The following is a 15,284-nucleotide window of genomic DNA, read 5'->3' as shown; positions in this document are numbered from 1 at the left end:
CAGTAGCTCAGCGGCGGCGCCGTTTCTGCACTCAGCCCCTGGCGCGCCGCCCTCGCGCGCACCGCACTGAATCGCACCGCTATGGCGCAGGAAGCCGTATAACACGCCTGCCCATCCCCATTATCGTCGATGCTAAGACCGTTGCGGCGGCGCGACGGCCCGCACAATCTAGGCTTCGAGGGCGATGCGGTAATGGCGGCCCTGCGCGAGGCCTTCGCGGCGGAGCACGCCCTGTAATGCGGCTATTGCACGCCGGGGATGCTGGTCACGGCGTACGATATGGTCCGCCGCCTGCCCAATGCCGACGAAGCGCGCGTGCGCGAGGAGCTTTCAGGCAATCTCTGCCGTTGCACGGGCTCTCGCGGGATCGTCGCCGCGGTCAGGCGGGTGCTGACAATACGGCTCGGCCTCGCCGAACAGGCCGCATCGCACGCGACCTGAAGCGGTGTGGCTTACCAGAGCGGGCGCATGCGCTCCGCCACTACGGCCGCGTAGGGCACGTCGGCGTCGAGAATGCCGATCGCCTGGGAGAAGCGGTTCATGCCCGCCACAAATTCCGGCGTCAGCTCCGCCCGGTAGAAGGGCAGGTCCTGGCGGATCAGCGCTTCGATGCGGTCTGCCTCCTCCGGGAAAAGCTTCTGGCCCACCTCCCGCGCACGTGACGCATCGGTGCGAAGGATGTTCTGCGCGTCCACGATGGCGCGCACCGCGGCCTCGGCCGCCTCGGGCCTCTCCGTGATCAGCCGGTCCGTCGCGGCGACCGTCGGCATGGTGTAGTTGAAGGCCTCCTCCGGCCCGTCGCCGCGGCGCACATCGAGCACGACGGTGCCCACGCCGCGGCTCACCGCGATCTCCGCGCCCATGCCGTTCGCCCAGAAGCCGTCCACCACGCCGGCCTCCAGGGCACGCACGGCCATGAGGCCGAAATTTACCCGCGGCTCCAGCGACATCGGCGTTGGGGCGATGGTTACCTCGTCGCGCGCGGGGTCGATGCCGGCTTGCATCAGGAGGTGCCGCAGTCCCATGCCGACCCACGGCGCGGCGCCGATGCGCTTGCCTTTCACCACCGCGAGATCCCCGCGCCGCGCGCCGAGGTCGGCGCGCATCACTAGGAATTAGTACATTCCCTGCGACTGCGCGCAGAGAAGCTTCGCGCCCGCCCAGCGTGGAAAAGCCGACAGCGCCGAGTGGGCCGAGCCCGCGACCAAATCCACCGCTCCGTCGCGCATAGCCTCATAGGCGCGTTCCACCGGCGACATGAGTTCGATCTGTGCGTCGATCCCGCGGGCGGCGAAGCAGCCGAGTTCCACAGCCGCTTCGGCGGGGAAGTAGGAGGGCGAGACGAGGTCGGGGATAGCGATCTTCATGGCGCCAGCCTCGTCCCATGCAGCGATCCTGAAAAGGGGCCCTTGTCCTCATGCTGCTCGCGACGTCGTGCGCGTAGAGCCAATCCCCGCCAAGACCGGTCTTCTGCGGGTTGATGAGGCCCTTGGCGAAATAGACGCCATCGGGCCAGTGGCGTGCCCAGGGCGAGGTGAGATGGTTCTTCCGCCTGCGTGAATCGTTCAGCTAATCAATGCTGGACGCCGCGGATAACTTGTCGAGGGAGACGCGCCCTCAGCCGCTGGCTAGCGGCCGGTTCGCTCCGCCTCGGGCGCTGGCTCGGTGCTGCCGGGGGGAAGCAACTCGCGCGACAGTTCGTTCAGCTCGCGCAACTGACCCCGTTCCCGCTCGTCGCCGGAAGGGGTGCCGTCCTGCCGCAGGCGCTGCTCCGTCTCGCCGCGGGTGGGCTGGTGCTGCCGGCCGTTCCAGATAGGGCTGTTGCCGGCTGTGCCCTGGGCTAGAGCCGCCGGTGCCGCGAGAAGCAGTGCGGCCGCCGAGCAGACCAGGACGCGGGACGGCTGGCGCCGGAACGCTTGCGAAAGCTTCATGGTTCAATTCCCGCGGCGGTGATCCTCGCGGCACGGAGGCCGTGCCGACGTGGCGTGGTAACGCTCAAGGGGCCGCCAAGTCTGCCGGGCTTCAGCCCCCCGGCAGCATGACGATCCGTTCACGCACGCGGCGGTCCAGCAGCGCTCCCAGCGCCTCCCGTGCCCGGGAGAGGGGATAGGTGCGGAAGGGCGGTGCGTGCAGTTTGCCCGCCTGATGAAGGGAGAAGAGCTCCTCGAAGCAGCGCCACGCGAGCGCCGGCATGCGCTTGCGATAGTCGCTGATCTGCAGCCCGCTGACCTCGATGTTCTTCACAAGGAGGTAGTTCGCCTTGACCGAGGGGATGCGCCCAGCCGCGAAGCCGATCACCACCAGTCGGCCACGCCAGGCCAGCGCTCGCAGTGCGGCGTCGAAGGGGTCGCCGCCGAGCATGTCCAGCACCACGTCCGCCCCGGCGCCGCCGGTCTCGGCTCTCACCTGGTCCCTCAGGGTGTCCCGCAGCGGCTCGCGCGAGAGGTCGATCACAGCGTCTGCCCCGGCCTCTCGCACGAGGTCGGCCTTGGCCATGGAGGAGACGCCGGCCAGCACCCGGGCCCCGAAGGCCTTGGCGAGCTGGATGGCGGCGATGCCCACCGCCCCGGTCGCTCCCAGCACCAGCACGCTCTCCCCCGGCTGCACCCGCCCGCGCTCGCGCAGCGCGAACCACGCGGTGTCAGCCGCCAGCGACATGGAAGCCGCCTCCTCGACGCTCATGCCATCGGGCAGGCGGTAGCACTGGTTGGCTGGCGCCACCGCCAACTCGGCATAGCCGCCGATCTCCGCCATGGCGAGCACGCGCTCGCCGACCGAAAGCCCCGTCACGCCTTCGCCCAGCGCAGCGATGATGCCGGCTGGTCCCTTGCCGGGGGTGAAGGGCCGTTCCGGCAGGAACTGGTAGGTGCCGCCGATGACCAGCGTGTCCACGAAGTTCGCCGCCACCGCGCCGACGCGCACCAGCACCTCGCCCCGGCCTGGCACCGGGTCCGGCCGCTGCTCCACCGAGACGGCGTCGATCCCGCCGAACTCGCGCACGACAACTGCCCTCATCGCGTGCCCTCCCTCAGGCCCGCGCCGGCAAGCGGACGGGACGGGGCTGCAGCTCGCCCGCCTCCACCCGCGCCGCCACCGCGCGCTTGAGGATCTTGCCGCTTGCCGTCAGTGGGATTTCCTCCACCAGCAGGAAGTATTCGGGCTGGTCGTATTTCGAGAGGCCGGCGGCATCGAGGTGCAGCAGGATATCTTCCGCGTCCACTACGGCGCCGGGGCGCGACATGACAGCCAGGCACACCTTCTCGCCGAGGCGCTCGTCCGGCACGGGCAGGGCGGCAGCGCGCAGCACGGCGGGGTGCTGCATAGCCAGCGTCTCGATCTTTGCGGGAAAGATGTTGTGGCCGCCGCGGATGATCACGTCCTTCTTGCGGCCGGTGATACGGATGTAACCGGCCTCGTCCACCCAGCCGAGGTCGCCCGTCATGAACCAGCCGGTCGCGTTGAAGCTGCTCTCGGTCGCGCCCTGCTCGTCGAAATAGCCGAGCATCAGGGAGGCGCCGCGCCCACCGATCTGGCCGACCTCGCCCGCCGGCAGCTCGCGCTCGGGGTTGTCCCGGTCGAAGACGCGCACCTCGTAGCCCGGGCAGACGCGGCCGGAGGTCTCCACCATCCGCTCCGGCGGGTCGTCCGGCAGGGTGTAGTGGTGGGAGGAAGCCTCGGTCATGCCGTAGCCGCTCTGCGGCGTCACGCCGTGCTCTATCAGCCCCGCGACGACTACCCGCGGCACGGCGGCGCCGGAGACGCGAAAGCCACGGACCCGGCCGAGGGTCTTCATCCCCCGCGCGCGCATCTCGTGCAGCAGGTCGATGGCATGGGTTGGAACGCCGACGAGGTAGGAGGTGTTCGTCTCCACCAGCCGGTCCAGCAGGGAGCGACCGCGCGGCAGGTCGTGGATCACGAGTTCCGCCCCGCAGAGGAGGGCGATCACCATCGAGCCGAAGCCAAGATTGTGTGAGAGCGGCGAGAGGGTGGCGATGACGTCGTCCGGGCCCAGGGACCAGTCAGCCACAATGGCGCGCGCATTGCCCAGCAGCGTGTTGTCGCTGTGCATGACGCCCTTGGGCGCGCCCGTCGTGCCCGAGGTGAAGGCCAGATAGACCACGCTGTCGGGATCGGCCATCGGCGGCGCAGGGGTGGCCCCATTCTCGGGCCAAGGCGGCGTGGCTTCCGATGCCTTCTCCAGTCGGCAGACGAGGCGGAGGGAAGTGATGGCGGAGGCCTGGGCGAAGATATCGTGCCGGTCCGCGTCGGCGCCGTAGCCGGGCTGGGCGATCAGCGCCGAAGCCCGCATGCGCGTCAGCAGCCCCGCCACCTCGGCCACCGTGTGGTCCCGGTGCAGGGAGGGGCAGAGCACCAGTCCGTCGCGCGAGCAGGCGAGGAGGGCGACGGCCACCTCCGCCCGACTGGGCAGCCAGGCTGCCACCCGCTCGCCTCGCCGCAGCCCGGCGCGGCGCAACTCGGCCGAAAGCCGGTCGGCGGCCGCGACCAGATCCCCGATAGTGATGCGCCGCCCCGCCTCGCGCAGGGCGGGCGCGCCGGGATTGCGGGCGGCGCGCTCGGCCGCCAGGGCGTAGACCGTCTCCTCGCGCCAGAAGCCGGATTCATAGCCCTCGCGCAGGCGTTCGCGGCTGAGGGTGGTGAGAAGGGTGTTGCTCATGCGCCTCGCCCGGCGGGCCGTTCCGCCCTAATGTCAGGACAATACTTCCCGAGCGCGAGGCGGTGTCAACCGCCGGGCACATTTTTCGACGCAGGACCCATCCTGGTCTAGAGGGTACGGACGTCCGAGAAAGGCCGCTATGCCCCCTGTCCATCCCCGTGCCGAGCCCGCCCGAGACGTCCCGGACCGGATTCCCGGCCGCGACGCACCCGGAGCCTTCGCACTGGAGAGCCTGCCGCCGCTCGACCTTTCAAGCGCTATGCCACTCTACATGCAACTCGCTGAGCGGCTCTCGGCGCCCATCCAGGCGCGCCACGCGGCGCTGGTGGGCCATGCCCTGCCAACCGAGCTGGAGTGCATGGCCTATTTCGGCGTCAGCCGGCCCACTGTGCGTCAGGCGATGGCGCAGCTCGTCTCCATGGGCCTCGTCGCGCGCGGGCGGGGGCGGGGCACCTTCGTGGCGCCGGAGCGGCTGAACCACGATGTCAGCCTCGCCTTCGAGGACGAGATGCGCGCCGCCCGCCGCACCGTGCGCTTCCGGCTTCTTGAACGGCGGGAGGTGCCGGCCCCCGCGGCCGTCGCCCAGCGCCTTGGGCTGAAGACCGGCGAGGCGGTAGAGCATATCGAGCGCCTGCGCTTCCTGGACGAGGAGGTCTTCGCCTTCGAGCAGCGCTACCTGCCGCTGTTCGTCGCCCGCCAGGTGACGGAGGAGATGCTGCAGGAGATGGCCATCATCTCCCTGCTGACGGCGGCGCTGGGTGCGTCGCCCGCGCGAATCACCAACACCGTGCGCTGCATCCCGACGGAGGCGCGCATCGCCCGCTCACTGGACGTGCCCGGCCGCACGCCGCTCCTGCACACGGAGCACACCTACTTCGCCGCTTCCGGCGCGCCGGTGCTGCACGGCACAGTGTGGTTCCACGGTGAGCGCTTCCAGTTCACGCTCGACTCGCCGATCCAATCGGGGGTGCGCTGAACCGTCGGGCTTGACGTAGCAACACGCCCCGCGTCAAATGTCCTGACATTATGGTGGCGGGCGCCGGCCCGCGCGGAGGCGTCCTCATGGCGATGAACCGGAGCAGGAGGCCCCTGGGCAGGGCCCTTCGCCGCGCATGAAGCCGGCCCCCTTCCGCTACCACGCGCCCCGCACCGAGGCGGAGGCCCTTTCCCTCCTGGCGGAACTGGCTCCGGAGGAGGGGCGGGTGATCGCGGGGGGGCAAAGCCTCGTGCCCGCCATGGCACTACGGGTCGCGCGCCCCTCGCACCTTGTGGACATCAACAACGTCGCCGGCTTCGACCGGCTGGCTGTCGAGGACGGATGGCTGCGCGTCGGCCCCCTCGTCCGCCACGCGGCGCTGGGGGAGGGAGCGGTGCCCGGCCCGCTCGGCCGGCTGCTGGAGGTGGTGCGCGGCCAGATCGCGCACCTACCGATCCGCACCCGCGGCACCGTCTGCGGCAGCCTGGCGAATGCCGACCCGGCCTCCGAATGGTGCCTCCTGGCCGCAACCCTCGGCGCCCGCTTCCATGTGCGCAGCCTACGGGGGGAGCGGGTAATCGAGGCCGATGCTTTCTTCGGCGGCTTCATGACCACGGCCCTCGCCCCGGACGAGATCCTGGTGGAACTGCGCCTGCCGGTCCTGTCCGACGCCGCTCACACGGGCTTCCACGAGTTCAGCCGCCGCGCGGGGGACTTCGCCCAGGCCGCCGCGCTCGCCGTTCTGGAACTGCGCGAGGGGGTGATCGCCGCGCCGCGCCTCGGGCTCGGCGCCGTAGAGGACCGTCCGCGCCGACTTTTGGAAGCGGAAGCGCTGCTCGCTGGTCGCGCGCCCTCCGAGGCGCTGTTCCGCGAGGCCGCCACCACCGCCCGTGCTGGCCTCGTGCCCGTGGACGAGGATCCTTACCGCCTCGATCTCGCCGAAACCGTCATCCGGCGCGCCCTCTCGGCCGCGGCGGGGATGCCCGCGCCATGAGCGACGCCATGCACGACCTCACCCTCACCTTGAACGGCCAGGCCCACGCCATCCGCGTGGAGGCGCGCCGCACCCTGGCCGATGCCTTGCGCGAGGATTGCGGCCTGACTGGCACGCATCTCGGCTGCGAGCATGGCGTCTGCGGCGCCTGCACCGTGCTGATGGACGGGCAGCCCGTGCGCGCCTGCCTTCTCTTCGCCGTGCAGGCGGAGGGCCGCGCGATCCGCACGGTGGAAGGTTTGGCCAAGGGCGGCGCGCTGAACCCGCTGCAGCGCGCTTTCGCCGAGAACCACGCCCTGCAATGCGGCTACTGCACCCCAGGCTTCCTCATGCTCGGAACCGCCATCTTGGAGACGGACCCTGGCATTAGCGACGAGGCGTTGGTGGAGGCGCTCTCCTCCAATCTCTGCCGCTGCACCGGTTACGCCAACATCGCACGCGCGATCCGCGCGGCGGCGGACGCGATGAGCACGGAAGGGGCTGCATGATGGATGGCATCACCCCCGAGGCTGCCCGCCACATCCTGCCCGCCGGCCCCGGCAAGGTGGTTGGCCGGGGCGTCGCTCGCATTGAGGACGGGCCGCTGCTGCGCGGCGAGGGGCGCTTCGCCGCCGACGTGAACTTCCCGCGCCAGCTCCACATGCGCGTGGTTCGCGCCGAACTCGCCCATGCCCGCCTCCTGCGCGTGGACGCCTCCGCCGCGCGCACCATGCCCGGTGTCGTCGCGGTCTGGACCGCGGAGGACGTGGCGGAGATCCCGCCCATCCCCTTCCGCGCGACGAAGGTGCGGGGCCTTGAACCGTATTGCCAGCCGGTCCTCGCGCGCGACCGGCTGCGTTATGTGGGTGAACCCGTCGCCGTCGTTTTCGCCGACGACGCCTATCGCGCCGAGGACGCGGCCGAGATGGTGGTAGTGGAGGCGGAGGAGCTTCCCGTGCTGCTCGACGCCACCGCGCCGCCGGCTGAATTCGCCCCGGGCCTCGATACGGAGCCCACGGTTGTCCGCAAGGAGTACGGCGAGGTCGGCGCCGCGTTCCGCGCGGCGCACGCGGTGGTCGAACTGGAACTCTCGGTCGGCCGCCATTCCGGCGTGCCGCTGGAGACGCGCGGCGCCATCGCCCGCTATGACGCCTCGTCCGACGTGCTGGAGCTGCACGGCACCGCCAAGAAGCAGCACTGGAACCGCGACGAGATCGCCCGCCTGCTCGGCCGCCCGCCGAACGGCGTGCACCTCTTCGAGGGGCATGTCGGCGGCGGCTTCGGCGTACGGGGCGAGCTCTATCCGGAGGACCTGCTCGTCTGCGCCGCGGCGCTGCGCCTGCGCCGGCCCATCAAGTGGATCGAGGACCGGCGCGAGCACTTCGTCGCCACCAATCACTCGCGCGAACAGCACCACCGCATCCGCGCCGCGGTGGACGCAGAGGGCCGGCTGCTCGCGATCGACGATGCCTTCTTTCACGACCAGGGCGCCTATGTCCGCACCCACGGCGCGCGCGTGGCGGACCTGGCGGCAGGCATGCTGCCCGGGCCCTATCGCCTACCGGCCTACCGCGTGGCTGGGCATTTCCGCCTGACCAACAAGACCCCCGCCGCCACCTACCGTGCCCCCGGCCGCTTCGAGACGACCTTCGTGCGGGAGCGGCTGATGGACGCCATTGCCCACCGCCTCGGCCTCGATCCGGTGGAGGTGCGGCGCCGCAACCTCGTCGCCGCCGCCGAGATGCCCTTTGCGCGCCCGCTCGACACGCTCGGCACGGACATCATCCTCGATTCCGGCGACTACGAGGGCTTGCTGGACAAGGCGCTCGCGCGCTTCGGCTGGGACGCGATGCAGGAGGAATTGGCTGCCCGACGCGCCGCCGGCGAGTGCGTCGGCGCCGGCCTCGCTTTCTTCGTCGAGAAGAGCGGCCTCGGCCCCTCGGACGGGGTGCGCATTTCCATCGATGCGACGGGTGCGGTGGAACTGGTCAGCGGCGCGGCCTCGGTGGGGCAGGGCGTCGAGACGGTCCTGGCGCAGATCTGCGCAGAGGCGTTGGGCGTCGATTACGCGCGTGTCCGCGTCGTCCATGGCCGCACGGACCGGATCGAATTCGGCAACGGCGCCCATGCCTCCCGCGTCACCGTCATGTCCGGCTCCGCCACCTGGGAGGCGGCGCTGGCCGTGCGGGAAATGGCGCTGGAGACGGCGGGCACGCTGCTGCAACTCCCTCCCTCCGAGCTGACGATCGCCGAAGGCGTGGTGTGCCGCGCCGATGGCGCGACCGGTCCTTCGGTGACGCTCGCAGAGGTCGCCCGCCGCATGGGCCCGAACGCGCCGGAGATGCGCGGCCGCACGCCCGGCCTGACCGCCGAACGGTGGTTCTGGAGCGACCACATGGCCTATCCCTACGGCGTGCACCTCGCGCAACTGCGCATCGACCGCGGCACAGGTGCGGTCACGGTGGAGCGCTACCTCGTCGCCAACGACATCGGCCGGGCGATCAACCCGGTGCTGGTGGAGGGACAGATCCGCGGCGGCTTCGCCCAGGGCCTCGGCGGCGCGCTCTTCGAGGAGTTCCGCTACGACCCGCAGGGCCAGCCGCTCTCCACCACCTTCGCCGACTACCTCATCCCCACCATCGCCGAGATGCCGGTGGTGGACGTGCTGATCGCCGAGGACGCGCCGAGCCCGCTCAACCCGCTGGGCGTGAAGGGCGCCGGGGAGGGGGGGACGAACGCGGTCGGTGCCGCCTTCGCCGCGGCCGTGGACGACGCGCTGCGCCGGCCCGGTGCCGTCACCTCCCTGCCCATCCTGCCCGCGCAGGTGCGCCGTATGCTGGACGGCGCCGCATGAAGCCCGCGCCCTTCGCCTATCACGATCCCCGCAGCATCGAGGAGGTGCTGGACCTGCTCGCCTCGCTCGACAACGCGCGGCTTCTCGCGGGCGGGCAGTCCCTGATGCCCATGTTGAACATGCGCGTCGCCTTTCCCGACCACCTGATCGACCTCAACCGCGTGGAAGGCCTGACAGGGATCATGGAGGAGGGCGGCTCGATCCGGATCGGCGCCATGACCCGCCAGCGCGACATCGAGGAGAGCGAGGTAATCCGCGCCCGCTTGCCGCTGCTGGCCGAGGCTCTCTCGCATGTTGGGCACCGCCAGACGCGCAACCGCGGCACGATCGGCGGCTCCCTCTGCAACCTCGATCCCTCCGCGGAATTGGTGGCGGTCGCCACGGCACTGGATGCGGTGCTGGAGGTGCAGGGGTCGGCGGGCATACGCGAGCTGTCCATCCACGACTTTCCAGTGGGCTTCATGACCCCCGCGCTGGCGCCGGAAGAGATGCTGACCGCTATCCGCCTTCCCGTACCCCCCGCCGGCCACGGCACAGCGTTCACCGAGTTCGCGCGCCGACACGGCGACTACGCCATCGTCTCCGCCGCGGTGCTGCTGGTCCTTGAGGGCAGCCGGATCGCGCGCGCCTCACTCACCCTCGGCGGCGTCGGGGCCGGGCCGCTGCGTCTGCGCACGGCGGAGGCAATGCTGGTCGGCGGGGCTCCTTCCGAAGCCACCTTCGGCGCTGCCGCCGCCGAATGTGCGGGCATCGAGGCAATGAGCGACCCGCAGGCCCCTGCCTGGTATCGTCGCCGCCTGTCCGCCGTGCTCACGCGGCGCGCGCTGGAGACCGCCGCCGCACGGGCCGCCGTATGACGGCGCGCCGCATCGCCCTGACCGTCAACGGCGCGCGCCACGAGGCCGAGACGCCCGTCCGCCAGCACCTCGCCGATTTCCTGCGCGGCACGCTGGGGCTGACCGGCACGCATCTCGGCTGCGAGCACGGTGTCTGCGGCGCCTGTACGGTGCTGCTGGACGGCCGTGCGGTCCGCGCCTGTCTCATCCTGGCGGTTCAGGCCGAGGGGCGGTCCGTCACCACCGTGGAGGGGCTGGCGCCCGATAACGGCCCGCTTCACCCTCTGCAGGCCGCCTTCTGCGCCAACCACGGGCTGCAATGCGGCTTCTGCACGCCGGGGATGCTGACCACCCTCGCCGAATTCCTGAAGGACAGCCCGGATCCGACGGAGGAGGAAGTGCGGGTCGCCATCTCCGGCAATCTCTGCCGCTGCACGGGCTATGACAGCATCGTCGCGGCGACGATGGAGGCCGCGCGGGCGCTGCGGGAAGCACGGGCATGACCGCCATGCCCGCAACGATGCGCCTCGTCGGCCGCGACGTGCCGCGCGTGGAGGACGCCGCGCTGATCCGCGGCCGGGGCCGCTTCGTGGACGACATTGCGCCGCCCGGCCTGCTGCACGCCGCCTTCCTGCGCTCCCCCCACGCGCACGCAGCGATTGCTCACATCGACACCGAGGCGGCCCGCGCATTGCCGGGCGTGCACGCGGTGTTCACCCTGGACGATCTCGCGCCGCACCTGAATGACACGCGTCTGGTCGTCGCGCTTCCCAGCCCAGCCTATCGGCAGGAGCTGCACCGCCCCGTGCTGGCGCAGACGGAGGTGGTGCATGTCGGCGAGGCGGTGGCGGTGGTGATCGCCGAGAGCCGCCACCTGGCCGAGGATGCCGCGGCGCTGGTGGAGGTGGAGTATGATCCCCTGCCGCCGGTCGCCGACTGCGTCGCCGCCCTGGAGCCCGACGCGCCGACCGCCCATCGTGACGCGTCCTCGAACCTCGCCGCGGAGCTGGTGCTCGAGTACGGCGCGGTGGACGCGGTGTTTGCCACCGCCCCGCACCGCTTTGCCGAGCATCTGTCGATCCATCGCGGCGGCAGCCACTCCATGGAGTGCCGCGGCGTCGTCGCCCGCCCCGACCCGCTGGAGGACCGGCTGACGGTCTGGAGCAGCACCCAGACCCCGCACACCGCGCACCGCCTCCTCTGCGATCTCCTCGGCCTGGATGAGCGGGCGATCCGTGTCATCACCCCGGATGTCGGCGGCGGCTTCGGCCCGAAGCTCATCTTCTATCCGGAGGAGGTGGTGGTCACCCTCGCGGCCCGCCTTCTCGGCCGCCCCGTGAAGTGGATCGAGGATCGCGGCGAGCATTTCGTCGCCACCACGCAGGAGCGCGACCAGTCCTGGGACGTGGAGCTGGCGACGGACGGCGAGGGCCGCATCCTCGGCCTGCGCGGCACGCTGGTGCATGACCATGGAGCCTGGACGGCGCGCGGCGTGAACATCCCGCAGGGCGCGGTCTCGGCCATGCCGCTCCCCTATGTCGTGCCCGCCTTCCGCATGGCCATGAAGGTGGCGGTGACGAACAAGGTGCCGACCACCCCCGTGCGCGGCGCGGGCCAGCCGCAGGGCGTCTTCGCCATGGAACGGCTGCTCGACAGAGCCGCGCGAGGCCTGGGCATCGACCGTGGGGAGATCCGCCGCCGCAATCTCGTACCCGGTGAGCGCATGCCCTACGCGACACCGCTGAAGACGCGCGGCGGCATGCAGGTGGTGCTGGACAGCGGCGATTACCCGCGCTGCCAGGCCATGGCCCTGGAAGGCGCCGACTGGGCTGGCTTCCCCGAACGCCAGCGCGCCGCCCGGGCACAGGGCCGCTACCTCGGCATCGGTGTCGCCAACTACGTGGAGGGGACGGGACGCGGCCCCTTCGAGCACGTCTCGGTCCGCATCGAGCCGTCCGGCCGCATTGTCGTCGCGACCGGGGCGGCGGCGATGGGGCAGTCCACCCACACCATGCTCGCGCAGCTCGTGGCCGAACAGCTCGGCGGCGACATGTCGCGCGTGCAGGTCATCGCCGGCGACACGGCGGCCGCGCCGATGGGCATTGGCGGCTCCAACAGCCGTCAGGCCGTGCTCGCGGGCAGTTCGGCGCATGTTGCCGCCACCCGCGTGCGGGAGAAGGTGCTGCACGTTGCGGCGACGATGCTGGAGGCGGCGGAGGGCGACCTCGAGATCGAGGGCGATGCCGTGCAGGTGAAGGGCGTGCCGGAGATGAAGGTCACGCTCGCCGCCGTCGCGCGCGCGGTGGCGGGCACGCCCGGCTTCGCCATCCCCGGTGGCCGCGGCCCCGGCCTCGCCGCGAGCGAGGAGGTTGTGATCGACGCCATGGCCTATGCCAACGGCACCGCGGTGGCAGAGGTGGAAGTGGATGCCGAGACCGGCGGCGTCACCATCAACAACCTCGTCTTCGCGCATGATTGCGGCAACGCGCTGCACCCGCGCATCGTGGACGGGCAACTCATGGGCGGCATCGCCCACGGCATCGGCAACGCGTTGTTCGAGCACATGCGCTACGACGAGGAGGCACAGCCCACCTCCACGACGCTCGCGGACTACCTGCTGGTGACCGCGACCGAGATGCCGCCCGTGCGCATCCTGCACATGCACAGCCCCACTCCGCTGAACCCGCTGGGCATCAAGGGCGTGGGAGAGGCGGGGGTGATCCCCGTGCCCGCCGCCATCGCCTCCGCTATCGAGGATGCGCTCTCGCCCTTCGGTGTCCGCATCGCCCAGGTCCCGCTATCGCCGGTAGACCTGCTCGCGCTCATCGATCCCCAAGCCTCCGGGAGTGCCGCGTGACCCAGCGCCTGACCATCCGCAAGCCAGACGACTGGCATCTGCACGTGCGCGACAACGAGATGATGCGCGCGGCCCTGCCCTGGACGGCCCGCCACTTCGGCCGCGCCATCATGATGCCGAACCTGGTGCCGCCGGTCCGCACCACCGCGGATGCCGCGGCGTACCGCGAGCGCCTCCTTGCCGCGCGCCCGCCCGGCTCCGACTTCCAGCCGCTGATGCCGCTTTACCTTACCGACCACACCGATCCCGACGACGTGGAGCGTGGTTTCAAGGAGGGCGTGGTCGCCGGGGTGAAGCTCTACCCCGCCAACGCCACCACCAATTCCGCAGCGGGCGTGACGGATTACGAGCTGATCCGCCCGGTGCTCGCGCGGATGGAGAAGCTCGGCATCCGCTTCCTGATGCACGCGGAGGAGGTGGACCCTGCCGTCGATGTCTTCGACCGCGAGGCCGTCTTCATCGAGCGCCGGCTGATCCCCTGGACGCGCGACTACCCGGGACTGAAGTTCATCGTCGAGCACCTCTCCTCGAAGGTCGGCGTCGACTACGTGCGCTCCGCCGCCCCGCAGGTCGGCGCCTCCATCACGCCCTACCACCTGGAGCTGAACCGGACGGATTGGCTTGGCTGGGGCAACAAGCCCTACAACTACGTCATGCCTGTCATCAAGGCGGAACCGGACCGGCTCGCACTACGCGGGGCCGCGACCTCCGGCGAGGCCTGCTTCTTCCTCGGCACCGATTCCGCGCCCCATTCCGTGGCCAAGAAGCTCGCCGTCGTCGGCGCTGCCGGCATCTTCAACGCGCCCGTGGCCATCGAGACCTACGCGAAGGTTTTCGAGGAGGAGGGCGCGCTGGACAGGCTCGAGGCCTTCGCTTCGCTCAACGGCCCCGCGCATTACGACCTGCGGCCGAACGAGGCGACGATCACGCTGGAGAAATCCTCCTGGACCGTGCCGGAGGAAATCTCGGTCGAGGGGCCGGAGGAGCGCGCCCTCGTCTATCGGGGCGGGGAGACCATGGCCTGGCGCGTGGTGGCGTCGTGATGCCGGCCTTGCTGCGGTGAGCCGCGTCCCGCTCAGCCTCTCCTGCGTCGCCTACGACCGCACGCGCGCGCTGTTCGACGGGCGCGTGACGGTCGCCGGCTGCGACCTCTACCCCGTCGCCATGTCACCGGAGGAGGCCTTCCACCGCAACTTCCGCCACCAGGAGTTCGACGTCACCGAGCTCTCCATGTCCAGCTACATGGTCCAGCTCGCGGAGGGGCGCTGCCCCTATGTCGGCATCCCCGTCTTTCCCTCGCGCCTCTTCCGCCATTCCTCCCTCTACATCCGCACGGACCGCGGCATCGCGCGGCCGGAGGACCTTCGGGGCAGGATCGTGGGCGTGCCCGAATACCAGATGACCGTCGCGCTCTGGATGCGCGGCATCCTTGCGGACCAGTACGGTGTGCAGCCGGAGGAGATGCGCTGGCGCAGCGGCGGGCTGGAGGAACCGGGGCGCGGCAATGTCGTCTCTATCAACCTCCCCGAAGGCGTCGATCTGCGCCCCATCCCCGAGGGGGAAACGCTCTCCGGCCAGCTCGCCTCCGGCGCGATCGACGCGCTTCTCTCTGCCCGCGCGCCCTCCTGCTTCGGGCGCGTGCCGGAGGTCGTGCGGCTCTTCCCCGACTACCGTGCGGCGGAGGAGGCCTATTTCCGCGAGACGCGCATCTTTCCCATCATGCATCTCGTCGGCATCCGCCGCTCCCTCGTGGAGCGCTTCCCCTGGTTGCCCGTGAACGTGCAGATGGCCTTCGAGGAAGCCAAGCGCCTCTGCCTCATCGACAACGCGAAGATCGGCCATCTCTATACCACGCTACCCTGGGCAGTGGACGAACTGGAGCGCACGCGCGCGCTCATGGGCTACGACTTCTGGCCCTATGGCGCCGCGGCGAACGCGCATGTGCTAGAACGCATGACGCACTACGCCTGGTCGCAGGGACTGACAGTGCGCCAGCTCGCGGTCGAGGAGCTTTTCCCGGCCTCCGTACAGGATCTGGCGAAGGTCTGAGGATTGCTGAGCAACGGGCTAATGTCTTGACATTATGTCCGCGCAAATGCTCGGATCGCTTGTG

14 protein-coding genes and 1 pseudogene are annotated in these 15,284 nt (G+C 70.6%); 10 read left to right on the top strand and 5 right to left on the bottom strand.

The features are described 5' to 3' along the window. Positions 1-249: 249 nt before the first annotated feature. Positions 250-441, top strand: a pseudogene (locus tag D9599_RS23685) (2Fe-2S iron-sulfur cluster-binding protein); the annotation flags it as partial. A gap of 11 nt (positions 442-452) precedes the next feature. On the opposite strand, the gene D9599_RS23680 reads toward D9599_RS23685, so the two are convergent. The 5 genes from D9599_RS23680 to D9599_RS23660 all read right to left on the bottom strand — a co-directional run bounded on the left by D9599_RS23680 (position 453) and on the right by D9599_RS23660 (position 4,675). Beyond that, on the bottom strand, positions 453-1,106 hold the full coding sequence (locus tag D9599_RS23680) for an ABC transporter substrate-binding protein (RefSeq protein ID WP_232480826.1): 654 nt from the start codon (positions 1,104-1,106) through the stop codon (positions 453-455). Between the two features lie 9 nt (positions 1,107-1,115). After that, positions 1,116-1,367, bottom strand: a complete 252-nt coding sequence (locus D9599_RS23675; RefSeq protein WP_198383762.1) for a hypothetical protein — start codon at positions 1,365-1,367, stop codon at positions 1,116-1,118. A 261-nt stretch (positions 1,368-1,628) separates the two neighbouring features. After that, complete coding sequence (locus D9599_RS23670; protein ID WP_198383761.1) at positions 1,629-1,931, bottom strand: hypothetical protein; 303 nt, start codon at positions 1,929-1,931, stop codon at positions 1,629-1,631. Positions 1,932-2,022: 91 nt separating this feature from the next. Continuing rightward, positions 2,023-3,015 (bottom strand): NADPH:quinone oxidoreductase family protein, encoded by a 993-nt coding sequence (locus D9599_RS23665; protein ID WP_198383760.1) that lies wholly within the window; start codon positions 3,013-3,015, stop codon positions 2,023-2,025. 13 nt (positions 3,016-3,028) lie between these two features. Further along, positions 3,029-4,675 (bottom strand): class I adenylate-forming enzyme family protein, encoded by a 1,647-nt coding sequence (locus tag D9599_RS23660; RefSeq protein WP_198383759.1) that lies wholly within the window; start codon positions 4,673-4,675, stop codon positions 3,029-3,031. Between the two features lie 139 nt (positions 4,676-4,814). On the opposite strand from D9599_RS23660, the gene D9599_RS23655 reads away from it, so the two are divergent. The 9 genes from D9599_RS23655 (at position 4,815) to D9599_RS23615 (ending at position 15,220) form a co-directional block, all read left to right on the top strand. Beyond that, positions 4,815-5,651 (top strand): GntR family transcriptional regulator, encoded by an 837-nt coding sequence (locus D9599_RS23655; protein ID WP_198383758.1) that lies wholly within the window; start codon positions 4,815-4,817, stop codon positions 5,649-5,651. 136 nt (positions 5,652-5,787) lie between these two features. After that, entirely contained in the window at positions 5,788-6,645 is an 858-nt protein-coding gene (locus D9599_RS23650) for a xanthine dehydrogenase family protein subunit M (protein ID WP_198383757.1), read from the top strand. Continuing rightward, positions 6,642-7,133, top strand: coding sequence for a (2Fe-2S)-binding protein (locus tag D9599_RS23645; protein WP_198383756.1), 492 nt, complete (start codon positions 6,642-6,644; stop codon positions 7,131-7,133). The genes D9599_RS23650 and D9599_RS23645 overlap by 4 nt, the downstream gene beginning before the upstream one ends. Further along, positions 7,130-9,478 carry a xanthine dehydrogenase family protein molybdopterin-binding subunit gene (locus D9599_RS23640; protein WP_198383755.1) on the top strand — a complete coding sequence of 783 codons (2,349 nt, stop codon included), beginning with the start codon at positions 7,130-7,132 and terminating at the stop codon, positions 9,476-9,478. The genes D9599_RS23645 and D9599_RS23640 overlap by 4 nt, the downstream gene beginning before the upstream one ends. After that, positions 9,475-10,335 (top strand): xanthine dehydrogenase family protein subunit M, encoded by an 861-nt coding sequence (locus tag D9599_RS23635; protein ID WP_198383754.1) that lies wholly within the window; start codon positions 9,475-9,477, stop codon positions 10,333-10,335. Before D9599_RS23640 ends, D9599_RS23635 begins: the two co-directional genes overlap by 4 nt. Further along, a complete protein-coding gene (locus tag D9599_RS23630) occupies positions 10,332-10,817 on the top strand; it encodes a (2Fe-2S)-binding protein (RefSeq protein ID WP_198383753.1) in 486 nt (161 codons plus the stop codon). The genes D9599_RS23635 and D9599_RS23630 overlap by 4 nt, the downstream gene beginning before the upstream one ends. Then, a complete protein-coding gene (locus D9599_RS23625; protein ID WP_198383752.1) occupies positions 10,814-13,171 on the top strand; it encodes a xanthine dehydrogenase family protein molybdopterin-binding subunit in 2,358 nt (785 codons plus the stop codon). Before D9599_RS23630 ends, D9599_RS23625 begins: the two co-directional genes overlap by 4 nt. Further along, complete coding sequence (gene pyrC, locus D9599_RS23620) at positions 13,168-14,214, top strand: dihydroorotase (RefSeq protein ID WP_198383751.1); 1,047 nt, start codon at positions 13,168-13,170, stop codon at positions 14,212-14,214. Before D9599_RS23625 ends, pyrC begins: the two co-directional genes overlap by 4 nt. A 16-nt stretch (positions 14,215-14,230) precedes the next feature. After that, positions 14,231-15,220 (top strand): ABC transporter substrate-binding protein, encoded by a 990-nt coding sequence (locus tag D9599_RS23615; protein WP_198383750.1) that lies wholly within the window; start codon positions 14,231-14,233, stop codon positions 15,218-15,220. Positions 15,221-15,284 lie beyond the last annotated feature (64 nt).

This window comes from Roseomonas sp. KE2513 (genome assembly GCF_016107305.1).
Lineage (GTDB): Bacteria > Pseudomonadota > Alphaproteobacteria > Acetobacterales > Acetobacteraceae > Roseomonas.
Note: the sequence above shows the minus strand (reverse complement) of the source record. Positions and strands in the feature narration are given on the sequence as shown.